The organism is Clostridium chromiireducens, from assembly GCF_002029255.1.
In the GTDB taxonomy this organism is placed as follows: Bacteria; Bacillota; Clostridia; order Clostridiales; family Clostridiaceae; genus Clostridium; species Clostridium chromiireducens.
In genome coordinates, this window is record NZ_MZGT01000034.1 from 1 (window position 1) to 19520 (window position 19520).

At 29.8% G+C, this 19520-nt stretch carries 17 protein-coding genes; 3 read left to right on the forward strand and 14 right to left on the reverse strand.

The window, feature by feature from the left end:
• The first annotated feature begins 209 nt into the window (after nt 1-209).
• The 3 genes from CLCHR_RS13225 to CLCHR_RS13235 all read left to right on the forward strand — a co-directional run bounded on the left by CLCHR_RS13225 (nt 210) and on the right by CLCHR_RS13235 (nt 2322).
• Entirely contained in the window at nt 210-629 is a 420-nt protein-coding gene (locus CLCHR_RS13225; RefSeq protein ID WP_079440303.1) for a hypothetical protein, read from the forward strand.
• Nucleotides 630-706: 77 nt separating this feature from the next.
• Nucleotides 707-1378 carry a metal ABC transporter ATP-binding protein gene (locus CLCHR_RS13230; protein ID WP_079440304.1) on the forward strand — a complete coding sequence of 224 codons (672 nt, stop codon included), beginning with the start codon at nt 707-709 and terminating at the stop codon, nt 1376-1378.
• Nucleotides 1379-1518: 140 nt separating this feature from the next.
• Entirely contained in the window at nt 1519-2322 is an 804-nt protein-coding gene (locus CLCHR_RS13235) for a metal ABC transporter permease (RefSeq protein ID WP_079440305.1), read from the forward strand.
• Between the two features lie 537 nt (nt 2323-2859).
• Here CLCHR_RS13235 and CLCHR_RS13240 read toward each other — a convergent pair.
• The 14 genes from CLCHR_RS13240 to CLCHR_RS13305 all read right to left on the reverse strand — a co-directional run bounded on the left by CLCHR_RS13240 (nt 2860) and on the right by CLCHR_RS13305 (nt 19224).
• Nucleotides 2860-3987 (reverse strand): 2-aminoethylphosphonate aminotransferase, encoded by a 1128-nt coding sequence (locus CLCHR_RS13240; protein WP_079440306.1) that lies wholly within the window; start codon nt 3985-3987, stop codon nt 2860-2862.
• Between the two features lie 13 nt (nt 3988-4000).
• Complete coding sequence (aepY, locus tag CLCHR_RS13245; protein WP_079440307.1) at nt 4001-5134, reverse strand: phosphonopyruvate decarboxylase; 1134 nt, start codon at nt 5132-5134, stop codon at nt 4001-4003.
• A gap of 34 nt (nt 5135-5168) precedes the next feature.
• Nucleotides 5169-6467 (reverse strand): phosphoenolpyruvate mutase, encoded by a 1299-nt coding sequence (gene aepX, locus CLCHR_RS13250; RefSeq protein WP_079440308.1) that lies wholly within the window; start codon nt 6465-6467, stop codon nt 5169-5171.
• Nucleotides 6468-6520: 53 nt separating this feature from the next.
• Nucleotides 6521-7318, reverse strand: a complete 798-nt coding sequence (locus CLCHR_RS13255) for a phosphocholine cytidylyltransferase family protein (RefSeq protein WP_079440309.1) — start codon at nt 7316-7318, stop codon at nt 6521-6523.
• A 298-nt stretch (nt 7319-7616) separates the two neighbouring features.
• Entirely contained in the window at nt 7617-8597 is a 981-nt protein-coding gene (locus tag CLCHR_RS13260; protein WP_079440310.1) for a hypothetical protein, read from the reverse strand.
• A 182-nt stretch (nt 8598-8779) separates the two neighbouring features.
• Nucleotides 8780-9445 (reverse strand): ABC-2 transporter permease, encoded by a 666-nt coding sequence (locus tag CLCHR_RS13265; RefSeq protein ID WP_079440311.1) that lies wholly within the window; start codon nt 9443-9445, stop codon nt 8780-8782.
• A 4-nt stretch (nt 9446-9449) separates the two neighbouring features.
• Complete coding sequence (locus CLCHR_RS13270; protein WP_079440312.1) at nt 9450-10307, reverse strand: ABC transporter ATP-binding protein; 858 nt, start codon at nt 10305-10307, stop codon at nt 9450-9452.
• A gap of 98 nt (nt 10308-10405) precedes the next feature.
• On the reverse strand, nt 10406-10783 hold the full coding sequence (locus CLCHR_RS13275) for a GntR family transcriptional regulator (protein ID WP_079440313.1): 378 nt from the start codon (nt 10781-10783) through the stop codon (nt 10406-10408).
• Between the two features lie 279 nt (nt 10784-11062).
• Nucleotides 11063-12469 (reverse strand): cation:dicarboxylate symporter family transporter, encoded by a 1407-nt coding sequence (locus CLCHR_RS13280; protein WP_079440314.1) that lies wholly within the window; start codon nt 12467-12469, stop codon nt 11063-11065.
• 279 nt (nt 12470-12748) lie between these two features.
• Entirely contained in the window at nt 12749-13684 is a 936-nt protein-coding gene (locus tag CLCHR_RS13285; RefSeq protein WP_079440315.1) for a M14 family metallopeptidase, read from the reverse strand.
• Complete coding sequence (locus tag CLCHR_RS13290) at nt 13681-14616, reverse strand: M14 family metallopeptidase (RefSeq protein WP_079440316.1); 936 nt, start codon at nt 14614-14616, stop codon at nt 13681-13683. The genes CLCHR_RS13285 and CLCHR_RS13290 overlap by 4 nt, the downstream gene beginning before the upstream one ends.
• Before the next feature lie 313 nt (nt 14617-14929).
• Nucleotides 14930-16270 carry a 4-aminobutyrate--2-oxoglutarate transaminase gene (gabT, locus tag CLCHR_RS13295; RefSeq protein WP_079440317.1) on the reverse strand — a complete coding sequence of 447 codons (1341 nt, stop codon included), beginning with the start codon at nt 16268-16270 and terminating at the stop codon, nt 14930-14932.
• Nucleotides 16271-16696: 426 nt separating this feature from the next.
• The gene (locus CLCHR_RS13300) at nt 16697-17917 is read right to left on the reverse strand and encodes a PucR family transcriptional regulator (protein WP_079440318.1); all 1221 of its coding nucleotides are present in this window, start codon (nt 17915-17917) and stop codon (nt 16697-16699) included.
• 83 nt (nt 17918-18000) lie between these two features.
• A complete protein-coding gene (locus tag CLCHR_RS13305; RefSeq protein WP_079440319.1) occupies nt 18001-19224 on the reverse strand; it encodes a PucR family transcriptional regulator in 1224 nt (407 codons plus the stop codon).
• Between the last annotated feature and the right edge of the window lie 296 nt (nt 19225-19520).

Genomic DNA, 19520 nt, shown 5'->3' on the forward strand with positions numbered 1-19520 from the left:
GCAAATTACAATCCATAATATGCTATATAACTAGAATTTACTCAAATAATTATATTTATGCCTTTTCTTTGTCAATTAGTTTTAATTTTATCTCTTGTAAAAATATGGTAATATTTTCTTATGATTATTTTAATATAACTTCTTATTATATTAAATAATCTCTCCAAAAATTCTTTAAACATTCTATAATAATAAAGGAGACAATAATTATGCTAAGTAATATACCAATTGAAGCAGAATCCTATGAATTGGATTCATTTATTTATAAAAGGAAACGAAGACTCAAAAGACATATTGTTGAGCGGACTAAAAGAAAGCGTATTTTATTTTTATCTACTTCTTTAACATTAATAATAGTGTCTGCATTTCTGATAACAAACAACATCTATTTAAGCAAAAGTTCAAAAGATTTAGGATTTGCAGTTGAATATAACTTTACCACTGGTTTCTTCTCAGATAACAAACTTCTAAGAGTACAAAAGATGTCTCTAATATATTATGATGGTGAGACCGCTATTGTTGAAGCTTCTGGACTTTCTAAAGCTCCACCTCATAAAAATACTTCATTAAAAGGAAGCTTCAAAAAAGATGAAAATAAAAGCTGGTATTTAGAAAAAAACCTCTCTTAAAATTATTATATTATACACTATTGCAAATCATTTGCAATAAAGTGTATAATATAATAATGTTTTAAGGAGTTGATGATTTGATTACTATAAATAATTTATCGTTTTCATATACAAAAGGAACTGATTTACTAAAAGATATTAATCTTAATATACCCAAAGGAATTTATTTATCTATCCTTGGTGAAAATGGTAGTTGTAAAAGTACATTAATAAAACTTATATTAGGTCTTTTGAAACCTGATAACGGCTCAATAATTTTAGATTCTAATAAAATTTCTTACGTTTCACAACGACTTGATAACTTTAACGCTGATTTTCCAATAACAGTTAAGGAAGTACTTTCCTGCCATGCGAAAATAGTTGGTGCAAAAACATCAAAATGTATTCATGATTCTTTAAAAAAAGTTAATATGCTTGAATTTAGCAATAACTTAATTGGGAATCTTTCAGGTGGACAACAACAGAGAATTTTTATAGCAAGAGCTTTAATTGGAAATCCAGATTTAATAATACTAGATGAACCTTCAACCGGAATAGATGAAAAGAGTCAAAGTGAGATTTATCCATTACTCCAAAATTTAAACAAAGAATTTGGGAAAACTATTATTTCTGTTGAACATAATACAAATGTCGCATTAAAATACTCAACGCATATTTTAAAAATAGAAAATTCTACTATGAAATTATACACAAAAGAAAATTTCAGGAAACACTTAGAATCTGAAAATTCATTTTCTAACATAATTTAAGGCACAATCAAGAAAATAATAGACCGCTATGCGCAGGATTTACTTCATTGTCTGACGTCAAATATGCGTCGCATCTTTGGTCCACTATTTTCTTTCATGTGCCTAAATATTTAAGCTTTGATTTAGGAAGGGTAACACTTATGTTCGAATTAGGTTTTATGCAAAATGCTTTTATTGCAGGTTTTATTGTATCTTTATTGTGCCCATTTATAGGGCTTTTTATTGTGCTTAGACGTTATTCAATGATTGGGGATACGTTATCTCACTCTTCTTTTGCTGGGGTTGCCATAGGTCTACTAGTTGGAACTGATCCAATTTTAACTGCGTTCCTATTTACTAGTGGTTGCGCTCTTGTAATTGAATATTTAAGAACCTACTACAAAAAATATGCTGAACTTGTGATGTCCATTGTTTTGACATTAAGTTTGGGAATAGCAATTATTTTAATAAGTAGTGGTAAAGCTGCTGCCAAGGTTGATTCATTTTTATTTGGTAGTATTCTAACTGTAACAGTTTCAGACATTGTTCTTATAGCTATTGTTGGCGGAATCTGCCTTATTATCCTATTGTTTATTTATAATAAACTAATTTATGTAACTTTTGATGAAAATGCAGCGAAGACTGCTGGTATTAATGTTAAATTAATAAATTACATTTTTACATTACTTGTTGGCGCAACAATTACTATTTCAATTCGTGTAATGGGAATCCTTGTTGTTTCTTCAATAATAGTAGTGCCTGTAGCAACTGCTATGCAACTAAAAAAAGGATTTACCAAAACCTTAATATTCGCTATTATCTTTGGTTTCTTAGATGTTATGATCGGCCTTGTACTTTCGTACTACATAAATAGCGCACCTGGTGGTACGATAGCTTTAACTTCTGTCATAATATTGCTGTTAACATTAACTTTTAAAAGATTCTTTAACTATGAAAATTCTTAAAATACAGGCATTGCGAAGAACTCGAAGTATAAAACTACTTGCAGTATGAGGGTAATTTAAGTTTACTACAAAACAACCGAAAGGGAATATATGTGTTTGCTTCGGTTCTTGGAAGATTTTAATGAACACTGCGCAAAAACATATATTCCCTTTCTTTGTTTAGTAGTGAATTAAAATAAGAATATACTAATGCAAGTATATTTATATTTCTCGAGTTAGCAGTACCTTAAATGAAGTATATTTGCAATCTTTAATGCATTTTATATCCTCATAGTACAACAAATATATAATCTTTGAGGATATATCTGTGAGTACTTAAAGTAATGGTAAAACAAAGAAAGAGAATACATATATGTGGAGCAGGCATCGAAAAATAAGCTGCTGCATATCTTAAGGGGAAGTTGTTCCATGTCTGCTTGTCATGCGCTTGTCGCAGGAACATGCAGACGTGGGTACAACTTGACCTTTAGATATGCTCAGCGAGATTTTTCATAGTCCTGAGGAACATATATGTATTCTCTTTCGGTTGTTCACGATTCACTTTTGATACTTCACAATGGCTATAAAATATTCTTCTAGTATTTCTACAAATTTAACCATATTTTCGGGATATATTTGACCTATGTTTGCTATTCTAAATGTATCTTCTGAATTTATTTTTCCTGGGTAGATTGTAAATCCTTTATTATATAAATAATCATGCAGACTATCAAAACTATAACCTTCAATCTTAGGTTCAATTATTGAAGTTAAGAGCATAGATGACGCTTTTTCACTTACTAATCGTTTTAGATTAAGTTTATCTAATCCATTCCATAAGATTTTGCAGCAAGCCTCATATCTTTCATATCTCTTTTCAATCGTTTCCTTTTTTGCTTCTATTATGGCCTGCTTTAAGGCATACAATACCTGTACCGGCGGAGTAAATCTCATTTGATAATTATCTTTAAAATATAGGTACTGTTTATATATATTAAGGTAGAGATTTCTTGGCTTTATACTATTGGTCTTTTCTAATGACTCTTTATTAGCTATTACAAAGCTTATTCCTGCCATTCCCTGAATACATTTATTTGAACTTGATGCTAAATAGGTAATGTTCATTTTATGCATATTTATAGGAATTCCGGCAAAAGAACTCATAGCATCTACTATCATTTCTATATCATATTTATTGCAAATTTCACCAATTGACTTTATATCATTTAATATTCCAGTTGTAGTTTCATGATGAATTACAGCTAGATGACTTATATGAGTCTTTTCATTTGATGAGTTATGTGCTTTTATAAGGTCTTCTAGCACACTTAAGTTAATTTCCTCTGTAGGTGAGCTATTATATTCTCTATAATTCAAATTATATATTTCTGCCATTTCAACAATTCTTTTGCCATAAGCCCCATTATTAATTATCAATATTGTATTATCACCTACAACTGAACTTATAATTGCTTCAACTGCTGCTGTTCCTGAGCCACCAAATAAAACAGTTGTATATTCATCATTTGATCCAACAAAACTTGTAAGTTCTTTAGATACAAATTCCATAATATCTCCAAACTCTTTTTCTCTTGGGCAAATATCAGTTACAACTTGAGCAAACTTTACTGTATCTGAAGTAGTCGCTGGTCCAGGATTTAATAATATATTTCTTTTAATCTCCAAGTTAAACCCTCTCCTAACTCTCTAAAAATTTCATAAACATTTCTTTATTTTCAATTGGCGTTGTAGTCGGTCTTCCTAAATCTTTTCTTGCACCTTTTTTCACCTTTATTTCTAAAAATATAGGACCTTCTATATCAACTATTTCTTCAGCCAAATTTAGCAAATCTGCTTCTGAGCTGCATGAGTAGCATTTCTTGTATCCACAAGCCTTTGCTATAGCTAAAGTATCTACTTCAAACCCTACAGTATCTTGACCTCCTACTGAATCATGAGCCCCATTATTTATCAGTATATGTCTGAAATTCCTAAGCTTTTGATTTCCTATTATGGCTAATCCCCCAAGATGCATTAATAAAGCTCCATCTCCATCAATGCAGTAAATTTCCTTCTCTTTTTTACTTAATGCAATTCCTAAAGCAATTTGAGATGCATGTCCCATAGAACCTACTGTTAAAAAATCCTTACTATGATTATGTCCATGTTTTTCCCTTAATTCAAAAAGTTCTCTAGATGTCATTCCTGTAGTTGATACAACTACTGAACTTTTGTCAATTTTAGATATTAATATTTCTATAGCTTTTTCCCTAGTCATATTAAAATTAGAAATCGTATTATTCTTAAGCTTATACTCACTAAAAGTGTTATTTTTAACTACCAATGCATATGGTTCACTATTTTCCTTCATATAAATACATGCTTTTTCTATTCTCGATTTCATTTCATCACTGCTCATAGTTTCATCTAAAATATCGTATTTAATATTCAATATTTCAAGAGTTTGAGTTGTTATTAACCCTTGTTTCTTATGCTGAGGTTCATCTTTTACATTTGGCTCACCTCTCCAGCCAATCAATAAAAGCATTGGTATACTATATACCAGTTTATCAGCAAGGGAAACAATAGGATTTAAAGCATTTCCAATACCAGAATTCTGCATATATACAAGCCCAATTTTCTTCGTTGCAAGATAATATCCGCATGCTAACCCTATAGCATTCCCTTCATTAGCCGAAACAATATTTTTCTCACTAATTACATTATCCTTAATATACGCGCAGAAATATTTCAACAACGAATCAGGAACTCCAGTAAAGAAATCTATATCATTATTCAATAATTCATCATAAAAATCTTTAACATCAATCATTTAATTCAACCCCCATTTTATCTAATTACATCTATCACATTCCACCAGGAATTAAAGTTAGTATTTCTTTTATTGGCATACAATTTATAGATGCCTCTTTCGATCTACCATTTTCTAGAATACTCTTTGCTGTATTTACCATAGCAGGATATGCACTTCTTATTAAATGATTAGCATATATAATCACATTAATCCCTAACTCAACTAATTCATCCTCTTTCATAAAATTATATGAAGTTGGAACTACTACTAAAGGCACTCTATTTTCAAATTCATTGTATTTTCTACAAAACTCAGTTATCTCTTTTCCGTCCTTCTCTTTGCTGTGAATCATTATTCCATCTGTTCCGGCTTCAATATAAGCCTTTGCTCTTTTTAAAGCATCATCCATTCCCGCACCCGCAATTAAGCTTTCAATTCTTGAAACTATCATAAAATCAGCAGTAACTCTAGCTTCCCTTCCAGCTCTTATCTTATCGCAAAAATGTTCTATAGTGTCTTGTGTTTGTTCTACTTCAGTTCCAAACAATGAATTCTTCTTAAGCCCCGTCTTATCTTCAATTATTATTGCCGACACTCCAAGTCTTTCTAAAGTTTTAACTGTATAAACAAAATGTTCAATTTGTCCGCCTGTGTCACCATCAACAATAATCGGTTTTGTCGTAACTTCTAAAATGTCATTTATTGTATTTAATCTTGATGTTAGATCTACTAATTCGATATCTGGTTTTCCTTTCGCTGTCGAGTCACATAAGGAACTAATCCACATACCATCAAACTCTTTTATTTTCCCATCTTTCTCTACTTTAGTTTTCTCAACAATTAATCCTGTTAATCCATTATGGGATTCAAGTATTCTTACTGGTTTCTTTGAGTAAATTAATTCCTTTAAGCTTTTCATTCTCATTTGAGGTGTTATACCAATTCGTGCAAGTTCTTCATCTAACTTTGAAATTGAAACCCCTTTAGTATATGGAACTTCAACAAGTTCTCCTCCCCATTCCTTTATTGAAGCTATAACCTTTTCCCTGAATTCCTTTTGAGCACCTTCCATCCAATCATCACCATGTACCACATAATCTGGCTTAAGTTTTCTTAGATTTCCAACTTGATTTAAACTATCCTGTGGGATTACAGACACAACCCCCTTGATATTACTAACTACTTCTTTTCTTTCCTCATATTTCATTATAGGATTTCTCCAATAGCCACGTATAACATCATCAGTATGTAATCCTACTATTATATCTCCAAGTTTTCTAGCCTCATTTAATACATTTAAATGTCCCTGATGAATTATATCAGCACTCATTGCAACATAAACTGTTTTCATATTTTTACACTCTCCTGAACTTTCATAATTATTGTTTTTTGAAATCCATCTAATTAACCTATTTTTTCTTCCATACTCTTTTCTAATTTAGGGATAATAATGCTTTTTATCCTTTCAAGATGATTTTTATCATCAACTTCTCCCCATACTAAGTTATCAATTCTTAAGTACCCGACTTTTCTATTCTTAGCAGCATCAAAAATTGCACTTTCGTAATCATATTTTTTAGCCTTATTGTTTTCTTCTTTTAAAAAATAACTGTCTTTGTGATCATATATTTTATTACTAAAATTCTTATATTGCTTTAACATCTCTTTATACAACTCTAATGATATTTTTGAAATTCCAACTAATTCTCCGTATACATTTTTTATTTCTTCTTTATTTTTTGATATTTTATAAAGATTATTTTCTCTAACTTCTACATAGCATTCATCGCCAGAATTAGTTTTACCACTTAGCAGTACACAATCATCCTTTTCATAATTAATCGTCTTAATTAATCCATACACTTCATATATAAGATCACTTTCAAGCAATAAAAAATCCTCTTTTAATTCATCTTCTAATATTGCAAGAGATGTCATACTCCCCGTTGCCTTATACTTCCTATTCCTTTTTGTAATTATATAGTTTTTTTCTTTTGCAAATTCATCATAAACCCCATGTAAATGACCTGTCACAATATAAATTTTTTCTATACCCAAACTTCTTAACTTTTCAATTGATCTTTCAACTAAGCTTTTTCCGTTTATATTTATCAATCCTTTTGGCAACATATCATTAGTGATATCCTGCAATCTTGATCCCATTCCAGCAGCTAAAATTACAGCTGTTTTTACTTTACTCATGAATTTACGCTCCTTCCTAATTACTAAAAACTAATTTTATAATTCAATTCTTAAAATCACATTTAAAATACTAATGATTAACTTCTTGTAAAGTTCATTTTATGAACAATGTTATAATATCAGTTTTCCTTGTTCAAAACAATATGTTCATGTTAAAATTTTACTAACTTTCAGAAATGTATTTTTATTACTTTAAATCCCTTTTAAAAAAACTTTTTCTAATTTAACAAAAAAAGCTATATCAAAAGATTCAATAATCATTTTGATATAGCTTATAATTAATTTAATTTTTATTTTATTATTTTACTACCGTATTTGTTGTTGTAGTTATAGCTGTGTCTGTTGGCATTAATAATTTATTAAAATCCTGTTGTGTAGTTTTAAATAAACTAGTTGGGAAAGTTATTGCTTTAACTTCACTCTTAGTATCTGAAGTATTTAAAACTAACGAAATATTTCCTACATCTTTAATTTTTAAATTCATATTAAAATTTGAAGTGTAGCTAGTATCTGTAAATACTTCTTTTGAATTAACAGTAGATCCAGCTAATACTGTCTTAAGCTCAGTTAAACTTGTATTAAATTGTGCATCATTAACTGACGCTTTAATTTGTGTAAGGCTTTCAGCTGGTAATCCTAACTTAAAAGTAGTATTAATATTATCTATGTTATTTCCTGCAGATTTTGCAACCTTTCCAACTAAGTCTACAGTTTTATCTGCATCAAGATCAATAGTATATGATCTTCCATTTTGAACAAAAGGAATATCTAAATCGCTATTTTCTCCAAATATTAATTTTCCTAATTGAACCATTGAATCTGGCTGGGTTGTTAATGATTTTATTTTATCAACATCAATTCCTGTAGATCCAGCATCAATACCAATATAATCTTCTTTTATATTAGTTAATCCAGTAGGTACAGCTTGTCCAGTTAGTGTATATATTCCTTCATAAAAACTCTTATTTATATAGCTAGTAGTTCCATCTGAATATCCTTTAAGTTCAGGAATATTAAATTTACCGGCTGGATCAGTAAATTTAATGTCTACATATGATTGCTTCCCTGCTGTATACCCATTCGCAGTGATATTTATTTGTTCCTTTATTCCTTGTGCATCAACATTAACTGTACCTTCAATACTCGATGTTGTTGCTTCCCATTTTGCTACATTGGAAAATTCTCTTGAATAGTTAAGAGTAGCTTGGCTACATCCTGCCATTGTTCCAACAGTTAACGCTGCTGTCATCATAAATGCTAAAGCTTTTTTTAATTTCATTTTGAGTTCCTCCTGAAAATAATTCTTATTTATGATAAAAATACAATACATGTTAATAATTTACTTTATATCATACTCTTATTATACATATTTTTTATTAATAAATACTAGTATAAATATTAAATTAATCTTAATTTATACTTAAGTTTTTATAATTTAATTTATCTACTAGTATTTATTAATCATATCTCTTTTGACTTACAGATTTTATATGAAATTAAGTAAGACAAGTACCCTGCAACACAAAGAATTAGAGCAGCTATAAGAATCAATTCAACACTATTACTGAATATATAATTTAGCGAATTTATAAAATTTTCTATACTAAAACTACCACTTTCAAATAAAAATGACGGTAATCCGAAAATCAAAAATGCTGGCAAGAGATATACTAATATAGATATTGCTTTTCCTTTTTCCATTCCAAACTTATAGTATATTGGATATTGGATAAAGCAAGTTATTAGACTTAAAATCCCACAAAAAGACATCACTATAACTTCGAAGCCGTGAAACTTTTGTACCGTGTATAGATATGCTATAATAACTCCATCTATTAAGAATAATACTGCAGCTATACTTATTAAGTATAGAAATCTTCCACACACCATTTCTGAAACCTTGCATGGAAACATATAGTACATTTGGGTACTCTTTTCGTTACTTTGCGTACTAAATGGAATAGTTGCAAAAATAATTAGAAAGAAAAATAAATATGAAAGTCCCATATATATACTCCCCGAAAACATAAATAATGCACAAAATATTGCTGGTGCAAGCACATAAAACTTTATACTCTCTTTAATTAATCTCAAATCAAACTTAAAGTAACTTATCACATTATTCATTGTTTCAATTCCTCCTCATTCCACTAATATAAAATACTATAATTTCATCCATAGATGGTTTTTCTAGTAATAAGTTTTCATTAATATATTGCTTATCTTTTGAGCTAATCAATCCCTCAAAGCCGTAGCTAGAACTCTTATGTCCTATTAATTTTTCTCTTAATTCTTCTGTAAGATCTTCTATTCCACCTTTAACTAATAAATGACTCTCTAATATATTTTCAGTAGTGTCATAAAATACTTTTTCTCCCTTATTAATAAAAAATAAATAGTCAGTTATTTTTTCTAAATCACTTGTTATGTGAGTAGAAAATAATACGCTTCTTTCACCATCTGCTATATACTCTTGTAATATTTCTAAAATTTCACTTCTAATTACAGGGTCAAGGCCACTTGTTGGCTCATCTAATAAAAGTAATTTTGTATCTCTAGATAAAACACTCGCAAAAGATAGCTTTACTTTCATCCCCTTTGAAAACTCCTTAATTTTTTTCTTGTAAGGAAGCTGCCATCTCTCAACATATTCTCTAAATTTATCTTCGTTAAATGAAATATAAAAATCTTTCATAGTCGCTATTACATCCTTTAATGTAAAACAGGTTGGGAAATAACATTCATCTCCAATGAATCCAATCATATTCTTATATCCAGCTTCATCATCATTATATTCTTTTCCGAATATTCTTATTTCTCCACTATCTTTCTTAATCTGATTCATTATTAATTTTATTGTAGTGGTTTTACCTGCTCCATTTTGACCAATGTATCCTAATATATATCCTTTGGATAAACTTAGATTTATATTTTTTATATTAAATCCATCAAAAGTTTTATTTAAATTTTTTATTTCAAGTGCATCCATATCTATCTACTCCTAAATCATACTTTTAGTTATTATATTTATAAATTAGATATTACATCTATAATCAGAATTCTCTATAGTTGCTTTAAATGACTGTATTATATTTGTTCATCTAGTAACGCTTTAAAAATTACGATAAGTTCATCATTAGAAATATTAGCTAATTTCCCATTCTCAATAGCTAGCATCAATGCTTCTTCAATTTTCTTTAGATACTGTTCTCTTACTAACTCGCTATCCTTTGGAAGTACATAACTGCCTTTTCCTCTAAGAGTAGCTATAAAACCCTCATTTTCGAGATCTGAATAAGCTCTCGTCGTGGTAATAACGCTTATACCCAAATCTTTTGCCAGCTGCCTTATAGATGGTAAAAATTCATTTTCGGCAATGGCTCCTGATAAAATCTGTTCCTTGATTTGAGTTTTTATCTGCTCGTAAATTGGCAAATCCGATTTATTAGAAAGTAATATTTTCAAACTATCACTTCGCCTCCTTTGTGTTTATACTGTATATATACAATATATACAGTATAAACAGTTTTGTCAATACCTTTATTTTAATCACTTAAGTTTAATAGACTTTTCTTTGCTTTCATCGCACTGCCTAGTAATACTAATTTAATTTTCTAGCCTCTTACTCTCTTCAGACATTTATAATTATTAAACTGAAAAGCAAAAAAAGCCTTTAGACAATTTTATATCATCTAAAGGCTCCCTAATTTTAGTTTATTATACCATCATTAATTAAATATTATTCTAGTTTCCTTCTATAGCAATCTTATTACTACTATTGCTATTATAAACTTCCTTATCTAATTCGTTAAAACCTTTAGCCACAGTTACTGCTGTTACCATAGCTCCATCAACATTAAGCATTGTACGTGCCATATCTAAAATTGGATCTATTGCAAGTATCGCTCCTGCAAGTGGGAAGAAGCTTCCCATTCCCATACCCGATATTACTACCGACACTGACATTATTGCTGTTCCTGGTAAACCCGCTATACCAAAAGAACTTACAATTATAATAACTACTAGCATAGCATAAAAGCTAAAATCCATTGGTGTTCCAGACATATTTGCGATTGTTATTGCCATAAGCGCAGGATATATAGCTGCACATCCATTCATACCCATATTGGCACCTAAACTTCCGGCAAAAGTTGCAATCCCTTTATCAACTCCAACTTTTTTATTTAAAGTTTCAATTGTAACCGGCAGCGTTCCAAGACTTGAACGAGAAGTAAATGCTAAAACTAATGGTTCAATAACATTTTTTAAATATTGAATTGGATTCAATCCATTTAGTGATATTATTACAAGATGAATTACAAAAACAATAAGTACACTTACATATAATGCAACAATAAAATTGACCACATTAATTATTGCCGTTACACCTTTTGATGCAACTGTATTTGCAAGTAATGGTAATACTGCATAAGGCATAAATCTAATAACTGTTTGAGCGACACTAGTCATTATTTTATAAAACGCTTCAATTACATCTATTGCAGGCTTTATAACCTCTTCATGAGCTTTATTTAATTTTCTTATTGCAATCCCAAGGAATGCAGCAAATATAACAACTGCTACTATATTTGCATCTGCCGCTGCTTTTATCGGATTTGCAGGTAAAAGCCCTCTTACTGTGTCTACTAAAGAGGTAATTTCTTTCATTTCTACTTTACTTTGAACTGCTTCCACTCCAATTCCAAGCTTAAACATATTTCCTACTATTATTGCAACTATTGATGCGATTGCTGTAGTTCCAAGTAGAACAAATATAGATCTTGATGTTAATTTCCCCAAACTTTGATTTTCATTCATACTTATTATAACTCTTAGCATTGATAGAAAAACTAGCGGTACTACTAGCATCTTTAACAGATCCATAAATCCACCACCTACTAATCCATACCATTTAGTAACTTCTCCTATCCATTTAACATCATCTGTACTACCTGGAAACCCAGCTATGAACTGTATGATTACACCAAGCAGCAACCCTATTCCTGTTGATAAAAGCATACGTTTTGAAAAATTTACTCCTGCTTTCTCTAATTTATAAATTCCAAAAAATAATCCAATTAAAACTGCTATAAATATAATTGGCTGGAAACTAGTAATCATAATAAATTTAGTAAAAAATGTACTATCCATAAATATCCTCCTATTATTCTGATAATTCCTATAAGATTGGTATGTTTTTATATTATCAATTCAGAGTTTATATGTCAACATTAAATAATTGTATATATTTTTTTTGAAAACATATACCTTTTGTTAATTTGTTTATCTTTATTAGCATTTTCTTAAAAATTATCATAAAATCGAACATAAAAATAACTACTATAATAATAGATCTTAATTTTCAAAAATCTATTTTATAGTAGTTATTTTTATTAATTATTATATTAGATTTCCCAAGCTCAAACATTTTTATTCGTGAAGTCTTCTGATTATTTTATATACAACCACATTTTCCATTACAAGTGGAGACTTGTGAGCAAAAAATATTATACCATCTGTTGGAGATATAATTTTCTCCTTAACTGTTCCTTCATATGGATGAATTATTTCCCCTAGTACATCTCCTCTTTCTACTCCATCCCCCGGATTCTTTAATGGTCTATATATTCCACCTGTAGTTGTTTTAACTGAAAGCAAATCGTCCTCTTTTAGTACACTTGCTATGTATCCACTATGACTATTGTATTTTATTACTCCCATTCTTGTTAAAAATCTTAAAACTGCAACTACTGCATGCTTTGCTGAAACTTCATCTATTTGATCTGTTGCATTAGTATATAGTGAGAAGGCACTAGCCTCCCACATTTGCCAATTATAATTAAGTGTCATTGTATCATATGGCTTTGGCTTACGAATTAATACATATTGCAAACCAAATAAATTCGCAAGGCTTGGACTTTGATATCCTGTTTCCATCATTCTTATGTGAGGTATAAAATCTCCCGGCATATAAAAACTAGTAAATTGAATTCCAAATGGATAATCTTTTACTTGTTCAAAAACACCACTCGCAATTCTCTGGGTTGTTTCTCCATTTTTCTCACCTGGAAACATTCTATTTATATCAGTATTATCCATTGTCCAAAATCTTTTCCCTATATTCATAGAGTGAGGATTTACACAAGGGATAACAAGTATTTCACGATCTCTTGAGATTGCACCTTTTTGTTCTAACTTAGTTAATGTTTTAATAAGTTGAGAACAAGTATATAATTGCTGTATTTCATTACCCCTAATTGCTCCAACTATACATGCAGTCTTTTCACCTTTTCCAAATTTATATCCTGTAACCCTCATATCATCCCTATGAGGTGATTTCAACGTGTATAATATTTCTTTTCTCATTTTGCACCTCCTAATACCCTTGCAATAAGAGAACCTTCATACACTACAGGGTATTCTCTTAATGTAAATACAACACCATCACATGGTGAAATCACCTGTTCCTCAGCCACTCCAGTTAATGAACTAAAAATTTCCCCAACTCGTTCACCTTTTTTTATCTCGCTTAAATGTTTCACGCTAGGCATAAATATTCCTGACGCCTTAGCATTTATAAAGTTCACTTCTTTTTCAGTAGATATAATAGGTTGCCTTACCGAAGCTACTGTGCCTGTCCATATATTTAATTCTTTCATTAAATTAAATATCCCCTCAACTAGTTGATCACCATATTCTTTTGTTATCCTCATTCCAACTCCCATTTCAACTAGTAAAGCAGGTATATTCTTATTATTTAAACTATAAGTAAGTGTAGACTCTAAAACTGTCGTTTCAGGATGTACCCATATAAAATCCATATTTAGTAATTTAGCATAAGGCACTAATTTATCTTTTATGTTCTCACTTATTCTAACCTGAGGCACCTCTCTTAAAAATATATTACTTGCATGCAGATCTATACACATATCTGCCCCATCTATATCTTCAATAATCTTTGCTGCAACATGTTCTGCCATAGCTCCACTTTCCGATCCCGGAAAAATTCTATTCATATCTAAATCAAAAGTCGGCATTCCTCTATGAATGGAATCTATTCCAAGCGGATTAAGTGATGGATATATATCAACGATTCCGTTGAGATATTCAATATTTTCCTGTATTTCTTTAATTAACTTATAGCATACATATTGACCTTCAAGCTCATCTCCATGAAGCCCAGTGACAATGCATATTCTCTTTTCTTTTCCACTAATATTGGCTGGTGCAAGTCTATTTTTCTTAATTATTAACCTCTCATCAACTGCTAATTCTAAAGATACTATTGTTTCTACCATATTACCCTCCATACACTTAACAACTTATTGTCTTTACTAAAATGCCAAAACGTATAGTTTTTTCATTCATCTTGCTATTGTAAAAACTGTCTAGTTTATTATTATATTTGTAAAAAAATTTTCTTTGTATATATATTTACACAACATCTAAATTAATAATATACTATTCTAAAATTATTGTATAAAAAAATAAGCAAAGAATCTCACTTTGTGGGCTTCTTTGCTTTAATCTAATATTACTACTTGATAAATTTATTGTCAATTCTTTTACACATGAAATTAAATTACTTATATAAATAATTTTCCCATACAGCTACATACATTCCTTAATTGATTCATCTAAAACATCCATTCCATATTTAACTTGCTCGTCGGTCATAACTAATGGAGGTAAGAAACGAATTACATTTCCAAGAATTCCAGCATTCAAGAATATAACACCTTTTTGGTAACATTTTTGAATTACAGTTTTCACCAAGTCAGCTGCTGGCTCCTTTGTAGTTCTATCTTTTACTAATTCTAAACCTACCATGGAACCCAATCCTCTTACTTGACCTATAACATTATATTTTTCTTTCATTTCATTTAATCTTTCAACAATATATGCTCCAAGCTTTTCAGATTTTTCACATAAGTTTTCTTTTTCTATCTTTTCTATAACTTTAAGTGCGGCTACACACGCAAGAGGGCTTCCACTATATGTTCCACCGATACCGCCGACACACGCAGAATCCATTATTTCTTTTTTAGCAACTACGGCACTCAATGGAACACCTGCTGCTATAGATTTTGATAATGTAACAACGTCTGGTTCTATTCCATAATGCTCATGGGCAAACATTTTACCAGTTCTTGCGAATCCTGCTTGGATTTCATCTACTATAAACACTATATTATTTTCATTACAAATCTTTTGTAATTCTTGCATATATTTTGCAGATGGTACAACAAATCCACCTTCACCTTGTAGTGGTTCAACGATTAAACATGCTATCATATCTGGAGAAAGTGTTGTTCTAAGCATAGTTCTTAATCTTTCAATACATTCATCTGCATACTCTTCTTCTGAAACTCCTAGTGGTGCTCTGTATGCATATGGAAAATCAAATTTATACGTTTCTGGTGCAAATGGTCCAAAACCATTTTTATAAGGCTTGTATTTACTTGTTATTGACATAGTCATATTTGTACGTCCATGGAAAGATCCTGTTGCTGAAAGAACTCCTGTCTTCTTTGTATAAGTTCTAGCTATTTTTATAGCATTTTCTACTGCCTCTGCTCCACTGTTAGCGAACATAACTTTCTTTTCAAAGTCACCAACTGCTATTTCAGTTAGCTTCTTAGCCAAAGCCCCATATGATTCATATGTCACTACATTATATCCAGGATGAATATATTTTTGGGTTTGTTCATTTATAGCATTAACTATTTCCTCATCACAATGTCCAACATTTTGAACACCAATTCCAGCTGCGAAATCTAAAAATACATTTCCGTCAACGTCCTTAATTAAAGCTCCCTTTGCTTCTGCTATGGCGATGTCTGTTGATACAGATACTCCATTTGCTACATATTTTTTTCTTTCTTCAATAATTTCCTTTGATTTAGGTCCTGGTATTGAAGTTACTAACTTTACATTTGATTCTTCTATCATAATTCCTGCCTCCTAATTAAGATATCTAATAATAATTTTATTAATAATTACACTTTGGATTATTTAACTCATAAAAACAGAGCCATATCAAGTTAATACATGATAGACTCCATTGTCTTAATCTATTGTTGTGTGTGCTTCTGACTTATTTATATGATAATACTTTCCACTTTTCTTTTCTATGTCCAAGCACTATAATATTTTTGTCTATTTTGACCAAAACCTTAACAGTCTTTAATTTCAAATCACTATTTATAAGACCTGAAATCTCATTAAACAGGCATATTCCGTAAAATTACAAATTAAATTCATTCTAGAATTAATTATTTTAACATAACATATTCATACAAACAAAAATAGAGTATCCCTTTAACTCTCTATTTTAAAGGCTTACTCCATTTTTGTTCACAATGACCAACTTTTTGTTCATAGTACATTACCAATATATAATGCCATCTTTATTTTAAGGCAATCTTCAAAGTTATGAAGATCACACTTTAATGATTCTTCTATCTTTTTTATGCGATATGTCAGCGTATTTCTATGCAAATACAATTTTTCTGCTGCTACAGATAAATTACAATTTTCACTTAAGTACGTATCTAAGATTCTTATAGAACTAATTTCTTTATCTTTTTTAGGCTTCTCTATAATTGGGCCTAATATTTGTTTATAGTAATTGCTCAGTACATCTTTGTTTTGAATACTAAATATTAAACCATATACTCCAATATCATTATATTTTCTAATTTCATTATTAGTTTCCTCATATTTTAGGCTTTCGATGACCATTTTAGCCTCGCTAAATGATTGCCTCATCATACTTAAATCTTCATAGCTATTTCCAATCCCTATATTTACCGATATTCCATCTATACGTTTTATGATTATTTCTTGCACTTCTCTTAGTGCTTTCTCTAATCTATTCGCAGAGTTTTCTTCAGATCTGTTGAGAAATATAATCTCATTATCATTATCAATAATAGGAACTTTTAATGAATACTTTTCTAAAATATCCTGAACTATTTTTCTAAGTTTTAATTTTGTTCGAGATATGCTTATTTCATCATATACATTTTTTGATTGTTGAATTTTCTTAATTCCATCAATCTTTATAATACATATATAACATTTTCCTTGTAAATTATAGCCAAAGTAATTAGCTTTAGCCTTAATATCTACTGCGAAATCCATCTGACTAAATAATATATTATTTAGAAAATCATTCATAAATTTTTCTTCAATACGTGCTAATATAACTGCATTGCTTATCTCTTTTGAAACTTCAACCAGTTTTACTTCCCACGGCAATGTAAGTAGAGGCATACCTAATCTATCTGCAATCTCAATAGCTTGGCTAGGTACTTCTTTTATATATTTTCCGATATTTATAATAAGACCTACTCCATTTTTTTCACTTATTCCTTCAATGAGTTTTGTTAAAACGCTAATATCTTTCCTTATTCCTACTCCAGTAATAATGACTATTTCTCCACCTTGCAGCCATTTTATACCTTCCAAGGGATCTTCAAGGCACTCTGATACGTATATCCATTCTATACATTTTTCTATACCCGAATCTCCTGCTATTAGTTCCATATTTTTAAGAGTGCTTAATTTTAAAATATCTTTTACTAAAATTGACATATCATTCCCTCCTATCCCTTATATAATAAAAAAGCCTATCACATAAAATGTGATAGACTACGTTGTCTATTTCTTATTTAGTCCTACTTTATGACTGTATTAATATACAAAGCCATTTTTACTTTAATGCAATCATTAAAATTATGAAGATCACAATCTAGAAGTTCTTCTATTTTCTTAATTTTGTATTTAAGAGTATTTCTATGTAGAAATAACTTTTCTGCTGTTGCAGTAATATTACAATTCTCATTTAAATACGTATCTAATATCTCAACTAAATTACTATCTTTACTTTTATTATCATTATTAATTATTGGTCCTAAAACATCAAAAAAATAATTTTCTAGGGTGCTTCTATTTTTTATACTAAAAATAAGTCCATAAATTCCTATATCTTTATATCTAGTGATTGTATCATCTAGGCCTTGGCACTTAGCACTATCTATAGCTAATTCAGCTTCATTAAATGATTGCTTCATCATTTTCAAATCCTTATAAGAATTACCTACACCGATACTTACAGAAAGACCGTCCATACGTTTTTTTATAACTTCTTGTATTTCTTTTAACGCCTTGTCAACTCTAGTCATACAATTTTCTTCTGATCTTGTAAAGAAAATAACTGCATCATCTTTGTCAATGATAGGTACTTTAAGTGCATGTTTTTCTAATATATCCTGTACAATTTTTCTAAAAGTAATCTTAATTTTAGATATACTTATTTCATCATCTAAATGCTTAAACTTCAGGTACCTTTCAAACCCATCTATATCTATGACACAAATACAGCATTCACCTGATAGGTTATATCCAAAATATGCTGCTTTTTGAATAGCATCGCCTTCTAATTCTCCATCTCCAAAGAGAATATTGCTTAAGAAGTGGGTTAGAGAATTTTCTTCAATACGTGACAAAACAATAGCATTACTAATTTCTCTTGAAACCTCAACCAATTTAACTTCCCATGGTAATGTGAATAGTGGAATTTCAAGTTCATCTGCAAGTTTAATTGCTTCGTCAGATATACTTTTTATATATGGTCCTATATTCACTATTAAGCCGGCTCCATTTTTTTCATTGATTCCTCTAATAAGATCTAATAATAAACTTGTATTGTCCTTAATTCCAACACCAGTTATAAAAATAATTTCTCCACCTTGAAGCCATTTAATTCCTTCTAGTGGATTCTCGAAACACTCTGCTACATATATCCATTCTATACACTTTTCTAAACCGTTCTCTCCTCCAACCAGATTGATTTTTTTTAAGGAATCTAATTTAAGTATATCTTTTACTGAAATTGACATAACATCCACCTTTACACTTAGTTTATTTAAGAATTTGCGTTTGCTTACTATATTTTTATCATATATCTTGTTATAAAAAAAGAATTATTTTTAACTCTGTAAAAATAATAAATAAACAACATGTAACTTAATCTTATATGATAACTTGCCGAAATTATAAATATTCTTGTCCAATAAGCTACTACTCGATGAGTTCCCCTCGTTGCTACATAAATATTTATAATTTCTAGTGAAGATATCAACATAAATTTTTAGCAAATTTGTAAATATGTTTGTTTAATAGGCCATGTAGTGAA